The sequence below is a fragment of the Enterobacter cloacae complex sp. XAL002 genome (genome assembly GCF_049236805.1).
GTDB lineage: Bacteria > Pseudomonadota > Gammaproteobacteria > Enterobacterales > Enterobacteriaceae > Enterobacter > Enterobacter intestinihominis.
In genome coordinates this window covers 13,956-29,001 of sequence record NZ_JBMKJN010000037.1, presented here as the reverse complement: position 1 = coordinate 29,001, position 15,046 = coordinate 13,956, and the positions used below count along the sequence as shown (strand labels likewise).

Here is a 15,046-nt window from a genome sequence, read left to right as displayed (position 1 = left end):
GACGGTCTGCGTTTCGCAATCCGTGAAGGTGGCCGTACCGTTGGCGCGGGCGTTGTTGCTAAAGTTCTCGGCTAATCGCTGATAACATTTGACGCAATGCGCAATAAAAGGGCATCATTTGATGCCCTTTTTGCACGCTTTCACATCAGAACCTGGCTCATCAGTGATTAATTTTGTCATAATCATTGCTGAGACAGGCTCTGCGGAGAGCGTATAATACGAAAAGCGAATAGCATTTCGATTGGTTTGCCTCGCACTCGCGGGGTGAAAATGTTTGTAGAATACTTCTGACAGGTTGGTTTATGAGTGCGAATACCGAAGCTCAAGGGAGCGGGCGCGGCCTGGAAGCGATGAAATGGGTAGTTGTAGCCGTGCTGCTGATTGTGGCGATTGTCGGCAACTATCTTTATCGTGACATGATGCTGCCGCTACGCGCGCTTGCAGTGGTAATTCTGATTGCTGCGGCGGGTGGTGTCGCGCTGTTGACGACGAAAGGCAAAGCGACCGTTGCGTTTGCCCGCGAAGCGCGTACCGAAGTCCGCAAGGTCATTTGGCCGACTCGCCAGGAAACATTGCACACCACGCTGATTGTAGCGGCGGTAACCGCTGTAATGTCACTGATCCTGTGGGGACTGGATGGTATTCTGGTTCGCCTGGTATCCTTTATCACTGGCCTGAGGTTCTGAGATGTCTGAAGCCCCTAAAAAGCGCTGGTACGTCGTTCAGGCGTTTTCCGGTTTTGAAGGCCGCGTAGCTACGTCGCTGCGTGAGCATATCAAATTACACAATATGGAAGAGTTATTTGGCGAAGTTATGGTTCCGACCGAAGAAGTGGTTGAGATCCGTGGCGGCCAACGTCGCAAAAGCGAGCGTAAATTCTTCCCGGGTTACGTGCTGGTTCAGATGGTGATGAACGACGCGAGCTGGCACCTGGTGCGCAGCGTACCACGCGTGATGGGCTTTATCGGCGGCACATCTGACCGTCCGGCGCCAATCAGCGACAAAGAAGTTGATGCGATTATGAACCGCCTCCAGCAGGTGGGTGATAAACCGCGTCCGAAAACGCTGTTTGAACCGGGTGAGATGGTTCGTGTTAACGACGGTCCGTTTGCTGACTTTAATGGCGTCGTCGAAGAAGTGGACTACGAGAAGTCCCGCCTGAAAGTTTCCGTTTCTATCTTTGGTCGTGCGACCCCGGTAGAGCTGGACTTTGCTCAGGTAGAAAAAGCCTAAGCAACGATCAAAAAAGCGACGATTTAATCGTTGCACAGGGCGCGAGATTGGAATACAATTTCGCGCCTTTTGTTTTTATGGGTTCCGACCCGTAAAACGAATTTTATTCACGGGGAGCCTCTCCGAGGCGTTATTACCCAATCAGAGGATTTTAGAATGGCTAAGAAAGTACAAGCCTACGTCAAGCTGCAGGTTGCAGCAGGTATGGCGAACCCAAGTCCACCAGTTGGTCCAGCTCTGGGTCAGCAGGGTGTGAACATCATGGAATTCTGTAAAGCGTTCAACGCCAAAACTGAATCCATGGAAAAAGGTCTGCCAATCCCAGTTGTAATCACTGTTTACGCTGACCGTTCTTTCACTTTCGTTACCAAAACCCCTCCAGCAGCAGTTCTGCTGAAGAAAGCAGCGGGCATCAAGTCTGGTTCCGGTAAGCCGAACAAAGACAAAGTGGGTAAAATTTCCCGCGCTCAGCTGCAGGAAATCGCGCAGACCAAAGCTGCCGACATGACTGGTTCCGACATTGAAGCGATGACTCGCTCCATTGAAGGTACTGCACGTTCCATGGGCCTGGTAGTGGAGGACTAAGAAATGGCTAAACTGACCAAGCGCATGTCCGTGATCCGTGACAAAGTTGATGCGACCAAACAGTACGACATCAACGAAGCTATCGCTCTGCTGAAAGAACTGGCAACTGCTAAGTTCGTTGAAAGCGTTGACGTTGCCGTTAACCTGGGCATCGACGCTCGTAAATCCGATCAGAACGTTCGTGGCGCAACTGTACTGCCACACGGTACTGGCCGTTCCGTACGCGTAGCTGTATTTGCTCAGGGTGCAAACGCTGAAGCGGCTAAAGCTGCCGGCGCTGAACTGGTAGGTATGGAAGATCTGGCTGATCAGATCAAGAAAGGCGAAATGAACTTTGACGTTGTTATTGCTTCTCCAGATGCAATGCGCGTTGTTGGCCAGCTGGGCCAGGTTCTGGGTCCACGCGGCCTGATGCCAAACCCGAAAGTGGGTACTGTAACTCCTAACGTTGCTGAAGCGGTTAAGAACGCTAAAGCAGGTCAGGTTCGTTACCGTAACGACAAAAACGGCATCATCCACACCACCATCGGTAAAGTGGACTTTGACGCTGACAAACTGAAAGAAAACCTGGAAGCTCTGCTGGTTGCGCTGAAAAAAGCTAAACCAACTCAGGCGAAAGGCGTGTACATCAAGAAAGTTAGCATCTCCACCACCATGGGTGCAGGTGTTGCAGTTGACCAGGCTGGCCTGAGCGCTGCTGCAAACTAATGCCTTTACGTGGGCGGTGATTTTGTCTACAATCTTACCCCCACGTTTGCTAACAAAAGTTAGCGGCTAAAAGAATTGTTCGTTGGAGCCTGGCCTATCCAGGCCTCCGTCGAAGACCGCAGGTGTTTCGCAAGAAACTTAATCCCCTGCGTAGACGGTGACAGAACGCTAAGATTATTTTAAATACTCTGGCTTGTTTCTGCTCACCGTATTAAGACGCTCTTCCCGTTGGGTCGAGTGAAGTGAGTTCCGGAACATGAGTTCCGGCAAACATCCAGGAGCAAAGCTAATGGCTTTAAATCTTCAAGACAAACAAGCGATTGTTGCTGAAGTCAGCGAAGTAGCCAAAGGCGCGCTGTCTGCAGTAGTTGCGGATTCCCGTGGCGTTACTGTAGACAAAATGACTGAACTGCGTAAAGCAGGTCGTGAAGCTGGCGTATACATGCGTGTTGTTCGTAACACCCTGCTGCGTCGCGTAGTTGAAGGTACTCAGTTCGAGTGCCTGAAAGACACGTTTGTTGGTCCGACCCTGATTGCATACTCTATGGAACACCCGGGCGCTGCTGCTCGTCTGTTCAAAGAGTTCGCGAAAGCGAATGCAAAATTTGAGGTCAAAGCTGCAGCCTTTGAAGGTGAGTTGATCCCGGCATCGCAAATCGATCGCCTGGCCACCCTGCCGACCTACGAAGAAGCAATTGCACGCCTGATGGCAACCATGAAAGAAGCTGCGGCTGGCAAACTGGTTCGCACTCTGGCTGCTGTACGCGATGCGAAAGAAGCTGCTTAATCGCAGTTATCTTTATAAAGCATTTGCTTACGTATAAACTTATTCTGATTTTCAGGAACAATTTAAATGTCTATCACTAAAGATCAAATCATTGAAGCAGTAGCAGCTATGTCCGTAATGGACGTTGTAGAGCTGGTTTCTGCAATGGAAGAAAAATTCGGTGTTTCTGCTGCTGCTGCTGTAGCTGTAGCTGCGGGCCCGGCTGAAGCTGCTGAAGAAAAAACTGAATTCGACGTAATTCTGAAAGCTGCTGGCGCGAACAAAGTTGCTGTAATCAAAGCAGTACGTGGCGCAACTGGCCTGGGTCTGAAAGAAGCTAAAGACCTGGTAGAATCTGCTCCAGCTGCGCTGAAAGAAGGCGTGAGCAAAGACGACGCAGAAGCACTGAAAAAATCTCTGGAAGAAGCTGGCGCTGAAGTTGAAGTTAAATAAGCCAACTTTTCTGGTTGCAGCCTAAGTAATTAGGCTGATGGCTGGTGACTTTTTAGTCACCAGCCTTTTTGCGCTGTAAGGCATCAGCAGCATTTCACACTGTTTGACTGCTGGTTGTCCTGACAATGCTTGTTTCTATCGACGACTTAATATACTGCGACAGGGTGCTCGCTCTGTGTAAATCGCAATGAAATGGTTTAAGCGTGATAGCAACAGGTATTGCGGAAAGTATTCAATTTTCCGGTCCACAAAATGGTGTTGCACAAACTGTCCCTTCGTCGGACAGATGGGTCGACTTGTCAGCGAGCTGAGGAACCCTATGGTTTACTCCTATACCGAGAAAAAACGTATTCGTAAGGATTTTGGTAAACGTCCACAAGTTCTGGACATTCCATATCTCCTTTCTATCCAGCTTGACTCGTTCCAGAAGTTTATCGAGCAAGATCCTGAAGGGCAGTACGGCCTGGAAGCAGCCTTCCGTTCCGTGTTCCCGATTCAGAGCTACAGCGGTAATTCCGAGCTGCAGTACGTCAGCTACCGCCTTGGCGAACCGGTGTTTGACGTTCAGGAATGTCAGATCCGTGGCGTGACCTATTCCGCACCGCTGCGCGTAAAACTGCGTCTGGTGATCTACGAGCGCGAAGCGCCGGAAGGCACCGTAAAAGACATTAAAGAACAAGAAGTCTACATGGGTGAAATTCCACTCATGACGGACAACGGTACTTTCGTTATCAACGGTACTGAGCGTGTTATCGTTTCCCAGCTGCACCGTAGCCCGGGTGTCTTCTTCGACAGCGATAAAGGTAAAACGCACTCTTCCGGTAAAGTACTGTATAACGCACGCATCATTCCTTACCGTGGTTCATGGCTGGATTTCGAATTCGATCCAAAAGACAACCTGTTTGTCCGTATCGACCGTCGTCGTAAGCTGCCTGCAACCATCATTCTGCGTGCACTGAACTATACCACTGAGCAGATCCTGGACCTGTTCTTTGAGAAAGTGATCTTTGAAATCCGCGACAACAAGTTGCAGATGGAGTTGGTGCCGGAACGTCTGCGTGGTGAGACCGCGTCGTTCGACATCGAAGCCGACGGCAAAGTGTATGTGGAAAAAGGTCGCCGTATCACCGCGCGCCACATCCGCCAGCTGGAAAAAGATGATATCAAACACATCGAAGTTCCAGTTGAATACATTGCAGGAAAAGTAGCCGCGAAAGATTACGTTGATGAATCAACTGGCGAGCTGATCTGCCCGGCGAACATGGAGCTGAGCCTGGATCTGCTGGCTAAGCTGAGCCAGTCTGGCCACAAACGTATCGAAACGCTGTTCACCAACGATCTGGACCACGGTCCGTACATCTCTGAGACTGTACGCGTCGACCCAACCAACGATCGTCTGAGCGCGCTGGTTGAAATCTACCGCATGATGCGTCCTGGTGAGCCACCAACTCGCGAAGCGGCTGAAAGCCTGTTCGAGAACCTGTTCTTCTCCGAAGACCGCTACGATCTGTCCGCGGTAGGTCGTATGAAGTTCAACCGTTCTCTGCTGCGCGACGAAATCGAAGGTTCCGGTATCCTGAGCAAAGACGACATCATTGAAGTGATGAAGAAGCTCATCGATATCCGTAACGGTAAAGGCGAAGTGGACGATATCGACCACCTTGGCAACCGTCGTATCCGTTCCGTAGGCGAAATGGCGGAAAACCAGTTCCGCGTTGGCCTGGTTCGTGTAGAGCGTGCGGTGAAAGAGCGTCTGTCTCTGGGCGATCTGGATACCCTGATGCCTCAGGATATGATCAACGCCAAGCCGATTTCTGCGGCAGTGAAAGAGTTCTTCGGTTCCAGCCAGCTGTCTCAGTTCATGGACCAGAACAACCCGCTGTCTGAGATCACGCACAAACGTCGTATCTCTGCACTCGGCCCAGGCGGTCTGACCCGTGAACGTGCAGGCTTTGAAGTTCGAGACGTACACCCGACTCACTACGGTCGCGTATGTCCAATCGAAACGCCTGAAGGTCCAAACATCGGTCTGATCAACTCCCTGTCCGTGTACGCACAGACAAACGAATACGGTTTCCTTGAGACCCCGTATCGTAAAGTGACCGACGGTGTGGTTACCGACGAAATTCATTACCTGTCTGCTATCGAAGAAGGCAACTACGTTATCGCTCAGGCGAACTCCAACCTGGATGACGAAGGCCACTTTGTAGAAGATCTGGTTACCTGCCGTAGCAAAGGCGAATCCAGCCTGTTCAGCCGCGACCAGGTTGACTACATGGACGTATCCACCCAACAGGTGGTATCCGTCGGTGCGTCCCTGATCCCGTTCCTGGAACACGATGACGCCAACCGTGCATTGATGGGTGCGAACATGCAACGTCAGGCCGTTCCAACTCTGCGTGCTGATAAGCCGCTGGTTGGTACCGGTATGGAACGTGCTGTTGCCGTTGACTCCGGTGTTACAGCAGTTGCTAAGCGTGGCGGTACCGTTCAGTACGTTGACGCATCCCGTATCGTTATCAAAGTTAACGAAGACGAGATGTATCCGGGCGAAGCGGGCATCGACATCTACAACCTGACCAAATACACCCGTTCTAACCAGAACACCTGTATCAACCAGATGCCTTGCGTATCTCTGGGTGAGCCAGTTGAGCGCGGCGACGTGCTGGCAGACGGTCCGTCCACCGACCTCGGTGAACTGGCGCTCGGTCAGAACATGCGCGTAGCGTTCATGCCGTGGAACGGTTACAACTTCGAAGACTCCATCCTCGTCTCCGAGCGTGTGGTTCAGGAAGATCGTTTCACCACCATCCACATTCAGGAACTGGCCTGTGTGTCCCGTGACACCAAGCTGGGGCCAGAAGAGATCACTGCCGACATCCCTAACGTGGGTGAAGCTGCGCTCTCCAAACTGGATGAATCCGGTATTGTTTACATCGGTGCGGAAGTGACCGGCGGCGACATTCTGGTTGGTAAGGTTACACCGAAAGGCGAAACCCAGCTGACGCCAGAAGAGAAACTGCTGCGTGCTATCTTCGGTGAGAAAGCGTCTGACGTTAAAGACTCTTCTCTGCGCGTACCAAACGGTGTTTCCGGTACGGTTATCGACGTTCAGGTCTTCACTCGTGACGGCGTTGAGAAAGATAAGCGTGCGCTGGAAATCGAAGAGATGCAGCTCAAACAGGCTAAGAAAGACCTGTCTGAAGAACTGCAAATCCTCGAAGCGGGTCTGTTCAGCCGTATCTATGCGGTGCTGGTTGCCGGTGGCGTTGAAGCTGAGAAGCTCGACAAACTGCCACGCGATCGCTGGCTGGAGCTGGGCCTGACCGACGAAGAGAAACAGAATCAGCTGGAACAGCTGGCTGAGCAGTATGACGAACTGAAACACGAGTTCGAGAAAAAACTCGAAGCGAAACGCCGCAAAATCACTCAGGGCGACGATCTGGCACCAGGCGTGCTGAAGATTGTTAAGGTGTATCTGGCTGTTAAACGTCAGATCCAACCTGGTGACAAGATGGCAGGTCGTCACGGTAACAAGGGTGTTATCTCTAAGATCAACCCGATCGAAGATATGCCGCACGATGCTAACGGTACGCCGGTAGATATCGTACTGAACCCACTGGGTGTACCGTCTCGTATGAACATCGGTCAGATCCTGGAAACCCACCTGGGTATGGCTGCGAAAGGTATCGGCGACAAGATTAACGCCATGCTGAAGCAGCAGGAAGAAGTCGCGAAACTGCGCGAGTTCATCCAGCGTGCCTACGATCTGGGTACCGACGTGCGTCAGAAAGTCGACCTGAACACCTTCAGCGATGATGAAGTTCTGCGTCTGGCGGAAAACCTGCGTAAGGGTATGCCAATTGCAACGCCGGTATTCGACGGTGCAAAAGAAGCTGAAATTAAAGAGCTGCTGCAACTGGGTGGTCTGCCAACGTCTGGTCAGATTACGCTGTTTGACGGCCGTACCGGTGAACAGTTCGAGCGTCCGGTAACCGTAGGTTACATGTACATGCTGAAACTGAACCACCTGGTCGACGACAAGATGCACGCTCGTTCTACCGGTTCTTACAGCCTGGTTACTCAGCAGCCGCTGGGTGGTAAGGCTCAGTTCGGTGGTCAGCGCTTCGGGGAGATGGAAGTGTGGGCGCTGGAAGCATACGGCGCAGCATACACCCTGCAGGAAATGCTCACCGTTAAGTCTGATGACGTGAATGGTCGTACTAAGATGTATAAGAACATCGTAGACGGCAACCATCAGATGGAACCGGGCATGCCAGAATCCTTCAACGTACTGTTGAAAGAGATTCGTTCGCTGGGTATCAACATCGAACTGGAAGACGAGTAATTCTCGCTCAAACAGGTCACTGGTGTCGGGTTAACCCCCGACACCAGATTGTGCTAACTCCGACGGGAGCAAATCCGTGAAAGATTTATTAAAGTTTCTGAAAGCGCAGACTAAAACCGAAGAGTTTGATGCGATCAAAATTGCTCTGGCTTCGCCAGACATGATCCGTTCATGGTCTTTTGGTGAAGTTAAAAAGCCGGAAACCATCAACTACCGTACGTTCAAACCTGAGCGTGACGGCCTTTTCTGTGCGCGTATTTTCGGGCCAGTAAAAGACTACGAGTGCCTGTGCGGTAAGTACAAGCGCCTGAAACACCGTGGTGTGATCTGTGAGAAGTGCGGCGTTGAAGTGACCCAGACCAAAGTACGCCGTGAGCGTATGGGCCACATTGAGCTGGCGTCTCCAACTGCTCACATCTGGTTCCTGAAATCTCTGCCGTCCCGTATCGGCCTGCTGCTGGATATGCCGCTGCGCGATATCGAACGTGTTCTGTACTTCGAATCTTATGTTGTGATCGAAGGCGGGATGACGAATCTGGAACGTAACCAGATCCTGACCGAAGAACAGTATCTGGACGCGCTGGAAGAGTTCGGTGACGAATTCGACGCGAAGATGGGTGCGGAAGCTATCCAGGCCCTGCTGAAGAGCATGGATCTGGAGCAAGAGTGTGAAACTCTGCGCGAAGAGCTGAACGAAACCAACTCCGAAACCAAGCGTAAAAAGCTGACCAAGCGTATCAAACTGCTGGAAGCGTTCGTACAGTCTGGTAACAAACCAGAGTGGATGATCCTCACCGTTCTGCCGGTTCTGCCGCCAGATCTGCGTCCGCTGGTTCCGCTGGATGGTGGTCGTTTCGCAACGTCGGATCTGAACGATCTGTACCGTCGCGTGATCAACCGTAACAACCGTCTGAAACGTCTGCTGGATCTGGCTGCGCCGGACATCATCGTACGCAACGAAAAACGTATGCTGCAGGAAGCGGTAGATGCCCTGCTGGATAACGGTCGTCGCGGTCGTGCGATCACCGGTTCTAACAAACGTCCTCTGAAATCTTTGGCCGACATGATCAAAGGTAAGCAGGGTCGTTTCCGTCAGAACCTGCTCGGTAAGCGTGTTGACTACTCCGGTCGTTCTGTAATCACCGTAGGTCCATACCTGCGTCTGCATCAGTGCGGTCTGCCGAAGAAAATGGCTCTGGAGCTGTTCAAACCGTTCATCTACGGCAAGCTGGAACTGCGTGGCCTGGCCACCACCATCAAAGCCGCTAAGAAAATGGTTGAGCGTGAAGAAGCTGTCGTTTGGGATATCCTGGACGAAGTGATCCGCGAACACCCGGTACTGCTGAACCGTGCACCAACTCTGCACCGTTTGGGTATCCAGGCATTTGAGCCAGTCCTGATCGAAGGTAAAGCGATCCAGCTGCACCCGCTGGTTTGTGCGGCCTATAACGCCGACTTCGATGGTGACCAGATGGCTGTTCACGTACCGCTGACGCTGGAAGCCCAGCTCGAAGCGCGTGCGCTGATGATGTCTACCAACAACATCCTGTCTCCAGCGAACGGTGAACCTATCATCGTTCCTTCTCAGGACGTTGTATTGGGTCTGTACTATATGACCCGTGACTGTGTTAACGCCAAAGGCGAAGGCATGGTGCTGACTGGCCCGAAAGAAGCTGAGCGTATTTATCGCGCTGGCCTGGCCTCTCTGCATGCGCGCGTTAAAGTGCGTATCACCGAATACGAAAAAGATGAAAACGGCGAATTCGTGGCGAAAACCAGCCTGAAAGACACGACCGTTGGCCGTGCGATTCTGTGGATGATCGTACCGAAAGGTCTGCCTTTCTCCATCGTCAACCAGGCGCTGGGCAAGAAAGCGATCTCCAAAATGCTGAACACCTGTTACCGCATTCTGGGCCTGAAGCCGACCGTTATCTTCGCTGACCAGACAATGTATACCGGCTTTGCTTATGCAGCGCGTTCAGGTGCATCTGTTGGTATCGATGACATGGTCATCCCAGAGAAGAAACACGAGATCATCTCTGAAGCGGAAGCTGAAGTTGCTGAGATCCAGGAGCAGTTCCAGTCTGGTCTGGTAACCGCAGGCGAACGTTACAACAAAGTTATCGATATCTGGGCTGCGGCGAACGATCGTGTATCCAAAGCGATGATGGATAACCTGCAAACCGAAACCGTGATTAACCGTGACGGCGTAGAAGAGCAGCAGGTCTCCTTCAACAGCATCTACATGATGGCCGACTCCGGTGCGCGTGGTTCTGCGGCACAGATTCGTCAGCTGGCAGGTATGCGTGGTCTGATGGCGAAGCCAGATGGCTCCATCATCGAAACGCCAATCACCGCGAACTTCCGTGAAGGTCTGAACGTACTCCAGTACTTCATCTCCACGCACGGTGCGCGTAAAGGTCTGGCGGATACCGCACTGAAAACGGCGAACTCCGGTTATCTGACGCGTCGTCTGGTTGACGTTGCGCAGGATCTGGTCGTCACCGAAGACGATTGTGGCACCCTCGAAGGTATCACCATGACCCCGGTTATCGAGGGTGGTGATGTTAAAGAGCCGCTGCGCGATCGCGTACTGGGTCGTGTGACCGCGGAAGACATCCTGAAGCCGGGCACCGCAGACATTCTGGTTCCACGCAACACTCTGCTGCACGAACAGTGGTGTGACCTGCTGGAAGCGAACTCTGTTGACTCTGTGAAAGTGCGTTCCGTTGTATCCTGTGACACCGACTTTGGTGTGTGTGCGCACTGCTACGGTCGTGACCTGGCGCGTGGCCACATCATCAACAAAGGTGAGGCTATCGGCGTTATCGCAGCACAGTCCATCGGTGAGCCGGGTACACAGCTGACGATGCGTACGTTCCACATCGGTGGTGCGGCATCTCGTGCGGCTGCTGAATCCAGCATCCAGGTGAAAAACAAAGGTAGCATCAAGCTCAGCAACGCGAAGTCTGTTGTTAACTCCGCAGGCAAGCTGGTTGTGACTTCTCGTAACACCGAGCTGAAGCTGATCGACGAATTCGGTCGTACCAAAGAGAGCTATAAAGTGCCTTACGGTGCGGTTATGGCGAAAGGTGATGGCGAGCAGGTTGCCGGCGGCGAAACCGTAGCAAACTGGGATCCACACACCATGCCGGTTATCACCGAAGTAAGTGGTTTCATCCGCTTCACTGACATGATCGACGGCCAGACCATTACTCGTCAGACCGACGAGCTGACCGGTCTGTCTTCTCTGGTGGTTCTGGATTCTGCTGAACGTACTACCGGTGGTAAAGATCTGCGTCCTGCACTGAAAATCGTTGATGCTCAGGGTAACGACGTTCTGATCCCTGGCACCGATATGCCTGCGCAGTACTTCCTGCCGGGTAAAGCGATTGTACAGCTGGAAGATGGCGTACAGATCAGCTCTGGTGACACCCTGGCGCGTATTCCTCAGGAATCCGGCGGTACCAAGGACATCACCGGTGGTCTGCCACGCGTTGCGGACCTGTTCGAAGCACGTCGTCCGAAAGAGCCTGCTATCCTGGCTGAAATCAGCGGTATCATCTCCTTCGGTAAAGAGACCAAAGGTAAGCGCCGTCTGGTTATCACGCCAGTAGATGGCAGCGAGCCGTACGAAGAGATGATTCCTAAGTGGCGTCAGCTCAACGTGTTCGAAGGTGAACGCGTGGAACGTGGTGACGTGGTCTCCGATGGTCCAGAAGCGCCGCACGACATCCTGCGTCTGCGTGGTGTGCATGCTGTTACTCGTTACATTGTTAACGAAGTACAGGACGTATACCGTCTGCAGGGCGTTAAGATTAACGATAAGCACATCGAAGTTATCGTTCGTCAGATGCTGCGTAAAGCAACTATCGAAAACGCGGGCAGCTCCGACTTCCTGGAAGGCGAGCAGGTTGAATACTCACGCGTTAAGATCGCTAACCGCGATCTGGAAGCGAACGGCAAAATCGGTGCGACCTTTGCACGCGATCTGCTGGGTATCACCAAAGCGTCTCTGGCAACCGAGTCCTTCATCTCTGCTGCATCGTTCCAGGAAACCACTCGTGTCCTGACCGAAGCGGCTGTTGCAGGTAAACGTGATGAACTGCGCGGTCTGAAAGAGAACGTTATCGTGGGTCGTCTGATCCCGGCCGGTACCGGTTATGCGTACCACCAGGATCGTATGCGTCGTCGTGCAGCGGGTGAACTGCCAGCTGCACCGCAGGTGACTGCCGAAGATGCATCCGCGAGCCTTGCAGAACTGCTGAACGCAGGTCTGGGCGGTTCCGACAACGAGTAATCGTTGATGCCCGGTAGGTAAAATTACCGGGCATATGAATCACAGGTCGGGTAAGCGCAGCGCCACCCGACAATAAAAAACCCGCCTCGGCGGGTTTTTTTACGTCTGTATGTCTTCAATTCACTAACGGGATGCGTCGATAAAGCTCAATCATATCGCCCGCCAGATCCTGAATGACCATCGCGTTCATCAGGTGATCCTGAGAGTGAACGGTGATCAGGTTAACCGGAAGTTTACCTGTCCCTTCATCAAGACCGATGAGCTGCGTCTGGATCGTATGCGCATGTTTCACATATTCACGCGACTCTTCCATCGCTTTCTCGGCTTCGTCAAAGTCACCTTTTCGCGCCATCTGCAACGCTGTCAGGGCCGCACTGCGCGCCGCACCTGCATTGACCAGTAGCTCCATGATTGTGGTTTCTAAGTCTTCCATTATGACTCCAGCAGCTTGAGCGCTTTTTCCAGTACGGCATCACCTTTCATCATGCCGTAATCCATCATGTCGATAACCGCGACCTTTTTTCCGAGCGGATCGGCCTGCGCCTGGAGTTTTGCCTGTTCGTATTTAACCTGTGGCCCCAGTAATACGATATCAGCCGTCGCGATGTTATCTTTAAACTCCGCGACCGGAACGGCTTTAATGGTTACTTCGACTCCTTTTTTCTGCGCGGCATCTTTCATACGTTGAACCAGCATGCTGGTTGACATTCCCGCTGCACAGCATAAAACGATGTTCTTCATAGTCAGCCTCGATCTACATGTGTTTATTGATAATTATCCCGCGCAGACCGCTTCAACAACCGCTTTACCGCGATTGTGTGTCAGGCATCACAAAGAAATCGGCATTTTTCTGAAACCGGTTACAATTTTATACATGAAAGCATTCTGCCCGTCTTAACGGGCGGAATTTCAGGAAGGGTATTATCGGCTGGCCGTGCTTACGATGCGGTTTTTACCCTGTTGTTTAGCGGTATACAGCGCTTCATCTACGCTGCCGATAAATTGTTCCAGCGGTTCGAAGTGCCACTCTCCCACCCCCGCGCTGAAGGTTACTCGCAGGTTCTCTTCCCGCCAGGTCCGTTTTTCCACGGCGGTGCGCCAGGCTTCCAGTAGCGCGCGTGCGGAGTTCATCAGCTCGGCCGGGAAAATCACCCCGAACTCTTCCCCACCGTAGCGGTAAACGGAAACGTGGTGCGGCTGCATGATCTGAATACCTTCGCGCGCCACGCTGCGCAGAACAATATCCCCGCTCAGGTGGCCCCAGGTGTCGTTAATAGATTTGAAGTTATCGATATCGACCAGCGCCAGAACGAAGGGTTGATGAGCGGTCAGCAGCTCATCCACATCGTTGTCGAAAGCACGGCGGTTCTTGCAGCCTGTCAGCGCATCATGGGTGGCCTGACGGACATAGGCCATCTCACGTTCCTTATTGGTTCGAATGGTATGGCTGAGCATCGCCTCAAGACGTGGCGCCTGATTGACGTCTCCGGTTTTGATGGCGTTGATAATGTTCATCAGCACAGAACGCGAGGCATGGCGCAGGTAGAGCCCGAACAGAATGATGATGATTGCCGCCAGCGCAAATCCCCAGCCGACGACGGTGGTTTCATGCCGGGTGATGACGGAAAGCGTGGCATCGGAGACCCGATAAATCACAAACCAGTCCGGATTGGTGAAAGAGTAGTAGTAATACCAGGTTTTACTTTTGGGGTCGAAAAGATGCCCTTCGCCGCTGGTCATTTTGTCCATCAGCGCTTCGCTTACGTACTGCTTAAAGAGCGCACCCGTGTCCGGATGCAGCACAACGGCGCCGTCACGTTCCACGACAAAAAACTCACCCTGAACCGGTGCCACCATCTGGCGCAGGGTATACCCCATGGAGGGTAAATCAAGATGGAAAGCGAGCGTGCCCTTCAGACGGCCTTCCGGTGAAATGACCGGTTTATAGAGGGTGACCGTAGGATGTTGGGTGAAATAGTCCAGATAGGGGCGGGTGTAGTGAGGAAAGTTGCTGGCTTCCGCTTGCCCGATAAACCATGGGCGTGTTCGTGCGTCGAACGACCTACTCTTCTCCGTTGGCAGTACTTCCGGCGCGCGCAGATGGTGCCCTTCGGTGTCCGCCAGAGAGATAGACGACACCGTCGGCATCAGATTCTGCAAATGCATTAACATCTGCAAACCCTGTGCTGGATCGATATTTATCGTCTGATTCACTCTGTCTTCACGGGCGTAGTACATCGCAGCGCGACCAAGAATATAGTCATTTTCTCGCAGGATGGATTCGGTATAGTTCACCGCCAGATTATGGGTGAAGTTACCATTAATTTTATGATAATCCTCAATAAAATCCTTCCGTTGTGAAAGGATGACCAGGATCGCGATTATCGCGAAACTGAACAGAATCCCCGCGAAGCTGACCATAATTGGTCGGGTAAAAGAGAGCTTTTTACTGTGGAGTGCCATGAGTTGTGCATCAATCCAGATGGTAGACGCGTTGCGTCTGTCGATATCCTCAGCATAGTCGCTGTCAGATTGCTGGTAGTAAATTATACAGAAAGCGATTTCCGACGGGTTGATTTATCTTAAGAGTAGATAAGAAACGACGTATTTATTTTATCAATTGAAATTTTGTTTAAGGGGCGGAGGGCAGGGC

At 52.3% G+C, this 15,046-nt stretch carries 12 protein-coding genes; 9 read left to right on the top strand and 3 right to left on the bottom strand.

Features of this window, described 5'->3' with window-relative positions; genetic code table 11:
* The 9 genes from ACOT0L_RS22685 to rpoC form a co-directional block, all read left to right on the top strand.
* The coding region (locus ACOT0L_RS22685; RefSeq protein WP_072077167.1) for an elongation factor Tu at nt 1-75 on the top strand (75 nt) is incomplete at its 5' end.
* Between the two features lie 227 nt (nt 76-302).
* Nucleotides 303-686: a preprotein translocase subunit SecE gene (gene secE, locus ACOT0L_RS22680; protein ID WP_003862342.1), complete on the top strand. Its 384-nt coding sequence runs from the start codon at nt 303-305 to the stop codon at nt 684-686.
* 1 nt (nt 687) lies between these two features.
* A complete protein-coding gene (gene nusG / locus ACOT0L_RS22675; protein WP_003862341.1) occupies nt 688-1,233 on the top strand; it encodes a transcription termination/antitermination protein NusG in 546 nt (181 codons plus the stop codon).
* 156 nt (nt 1,234-1,389) lie between these two features.
* A complete protein-coding gene (gene rplK, locus ACOT0L_RS22670) occupies nt 1,390-1,818 on the top strand; it encodes a 50S ribosomal protein L11 (protein WP_003862340.1) in 429 nt (142 codons plus the stop codon).
* A gap of 3 nt (nt 1,819-1,821) precedes the next feature.
* On the top strand, nt 1,822-2,526 hold the full coding sequence (gene rplA, locus ACOT0L_RS22665) for a 50S ribosomal protein L1 (RefSeq protein ID WP_006810530.1): 705 nt from the start codon (nt 1,822-1,824) through the stop codon (nt 2,524-2,526).
* A 289-nt stretch (nt 2,527-2,815) separates the two neighbouring features.
* Nucleotides 2,816-3,313, top strand: coding sequence for a 50S ribosomal protein L10 (rplJ, locus tag ACOT0L_RS22660; protein ID WP_003862338.1), 498 nt, complete (start codon nt 2,816-2,818; stop codon nt 3,311-3,313).
* A 66-nt stretch (nt 3,314-3,379) separates the two neighbouring features.
* Nucleotides 3,380-3,745, top strand: a complete 366-nt coding sequence (gene rplL / locus ACOT0L_RS22655) for a 50S ribosomal protein L7/L12 (protein WP_002445276.1) — start codon at nt 3,380-3,382, stop codon at nt 3,743-3,745.
* Nucleotides 3,746-4,064: 319 nt separating this feature from the next.
* Entirely contained in the window at nt 4,065-8,093 is a 4,029-nt protein-coding gene (gene rpoB / locus ACOT0L_RS22650) for a DNA-directed RNA polymerase subunit beta (RefSeq protein WP_023299068.1), read from the top strand.
* 76 nt (nt 8,094-8,169) lie between these two features.
* Nucleotides 8,170-12,393 (top strand): DNA-directed RNA polymerase subunit beta', encoded by a 4,224-nt coding sequence (gene rpoC, locus ACOT0L_RS22645; RefSeq protein WP_022646702.1) that lies wholly within the window; start codon nt 8,170-8,172, stop codon nt 12,391-12,393.
* Nucleotides 12,394-12,508: 115 nt separating this feature from the next.
* Here rpoC and ACOT0L_RS22640 read toward each other — a convergent pair whose 3' ends face one another.
* From ACOT0L_RS22640 to ACOT0L_RS22630, 3 genes are all read right to left on the bottom strand, one after another.
* Nucleotides 12,509-12,826, bottom strand: coding sequence for a PTS lactose/cellobiose transporter subunit IIA (locus ACOT0L_RS22640; RefSeq protein ID WP_003862327.1), 318 nt, complete (start codon nt 12,824-12,826; stop codon nt 12,509-12,511).
* On the bottom strand, nt 12,826-13,134 hold the full coding sequence (locus ACOT0L_RS22635; protein WP_010425948.1) for a PTS sugar transporter subunit IIB: 309 nt from the start codon (nt 13,132-13,134) through the stop codon (nt 12,826-12,828). The genes ACOT0L_RS22640 and ACOT0L_RS22635 overlap by 1 nt, the downstream gene beginning before the upstream one ends.
* A 180-nt stretch (nt 13,135-13,314) precedes the next feature.
* On the bottom strand, nt 13,315-14,856 hold the full coding sequence (locus ACOT0L_RS22630) for a sensor domain-containing diguanylate cyclase (protein WP_126504323.1): 1,542 nt from the start codon (nt 14,854-14,856) through the stop codon (nt 13,315-13,317).
* Nucleotides 14,857-15,046: the final 190 nt, after the last annotated feature.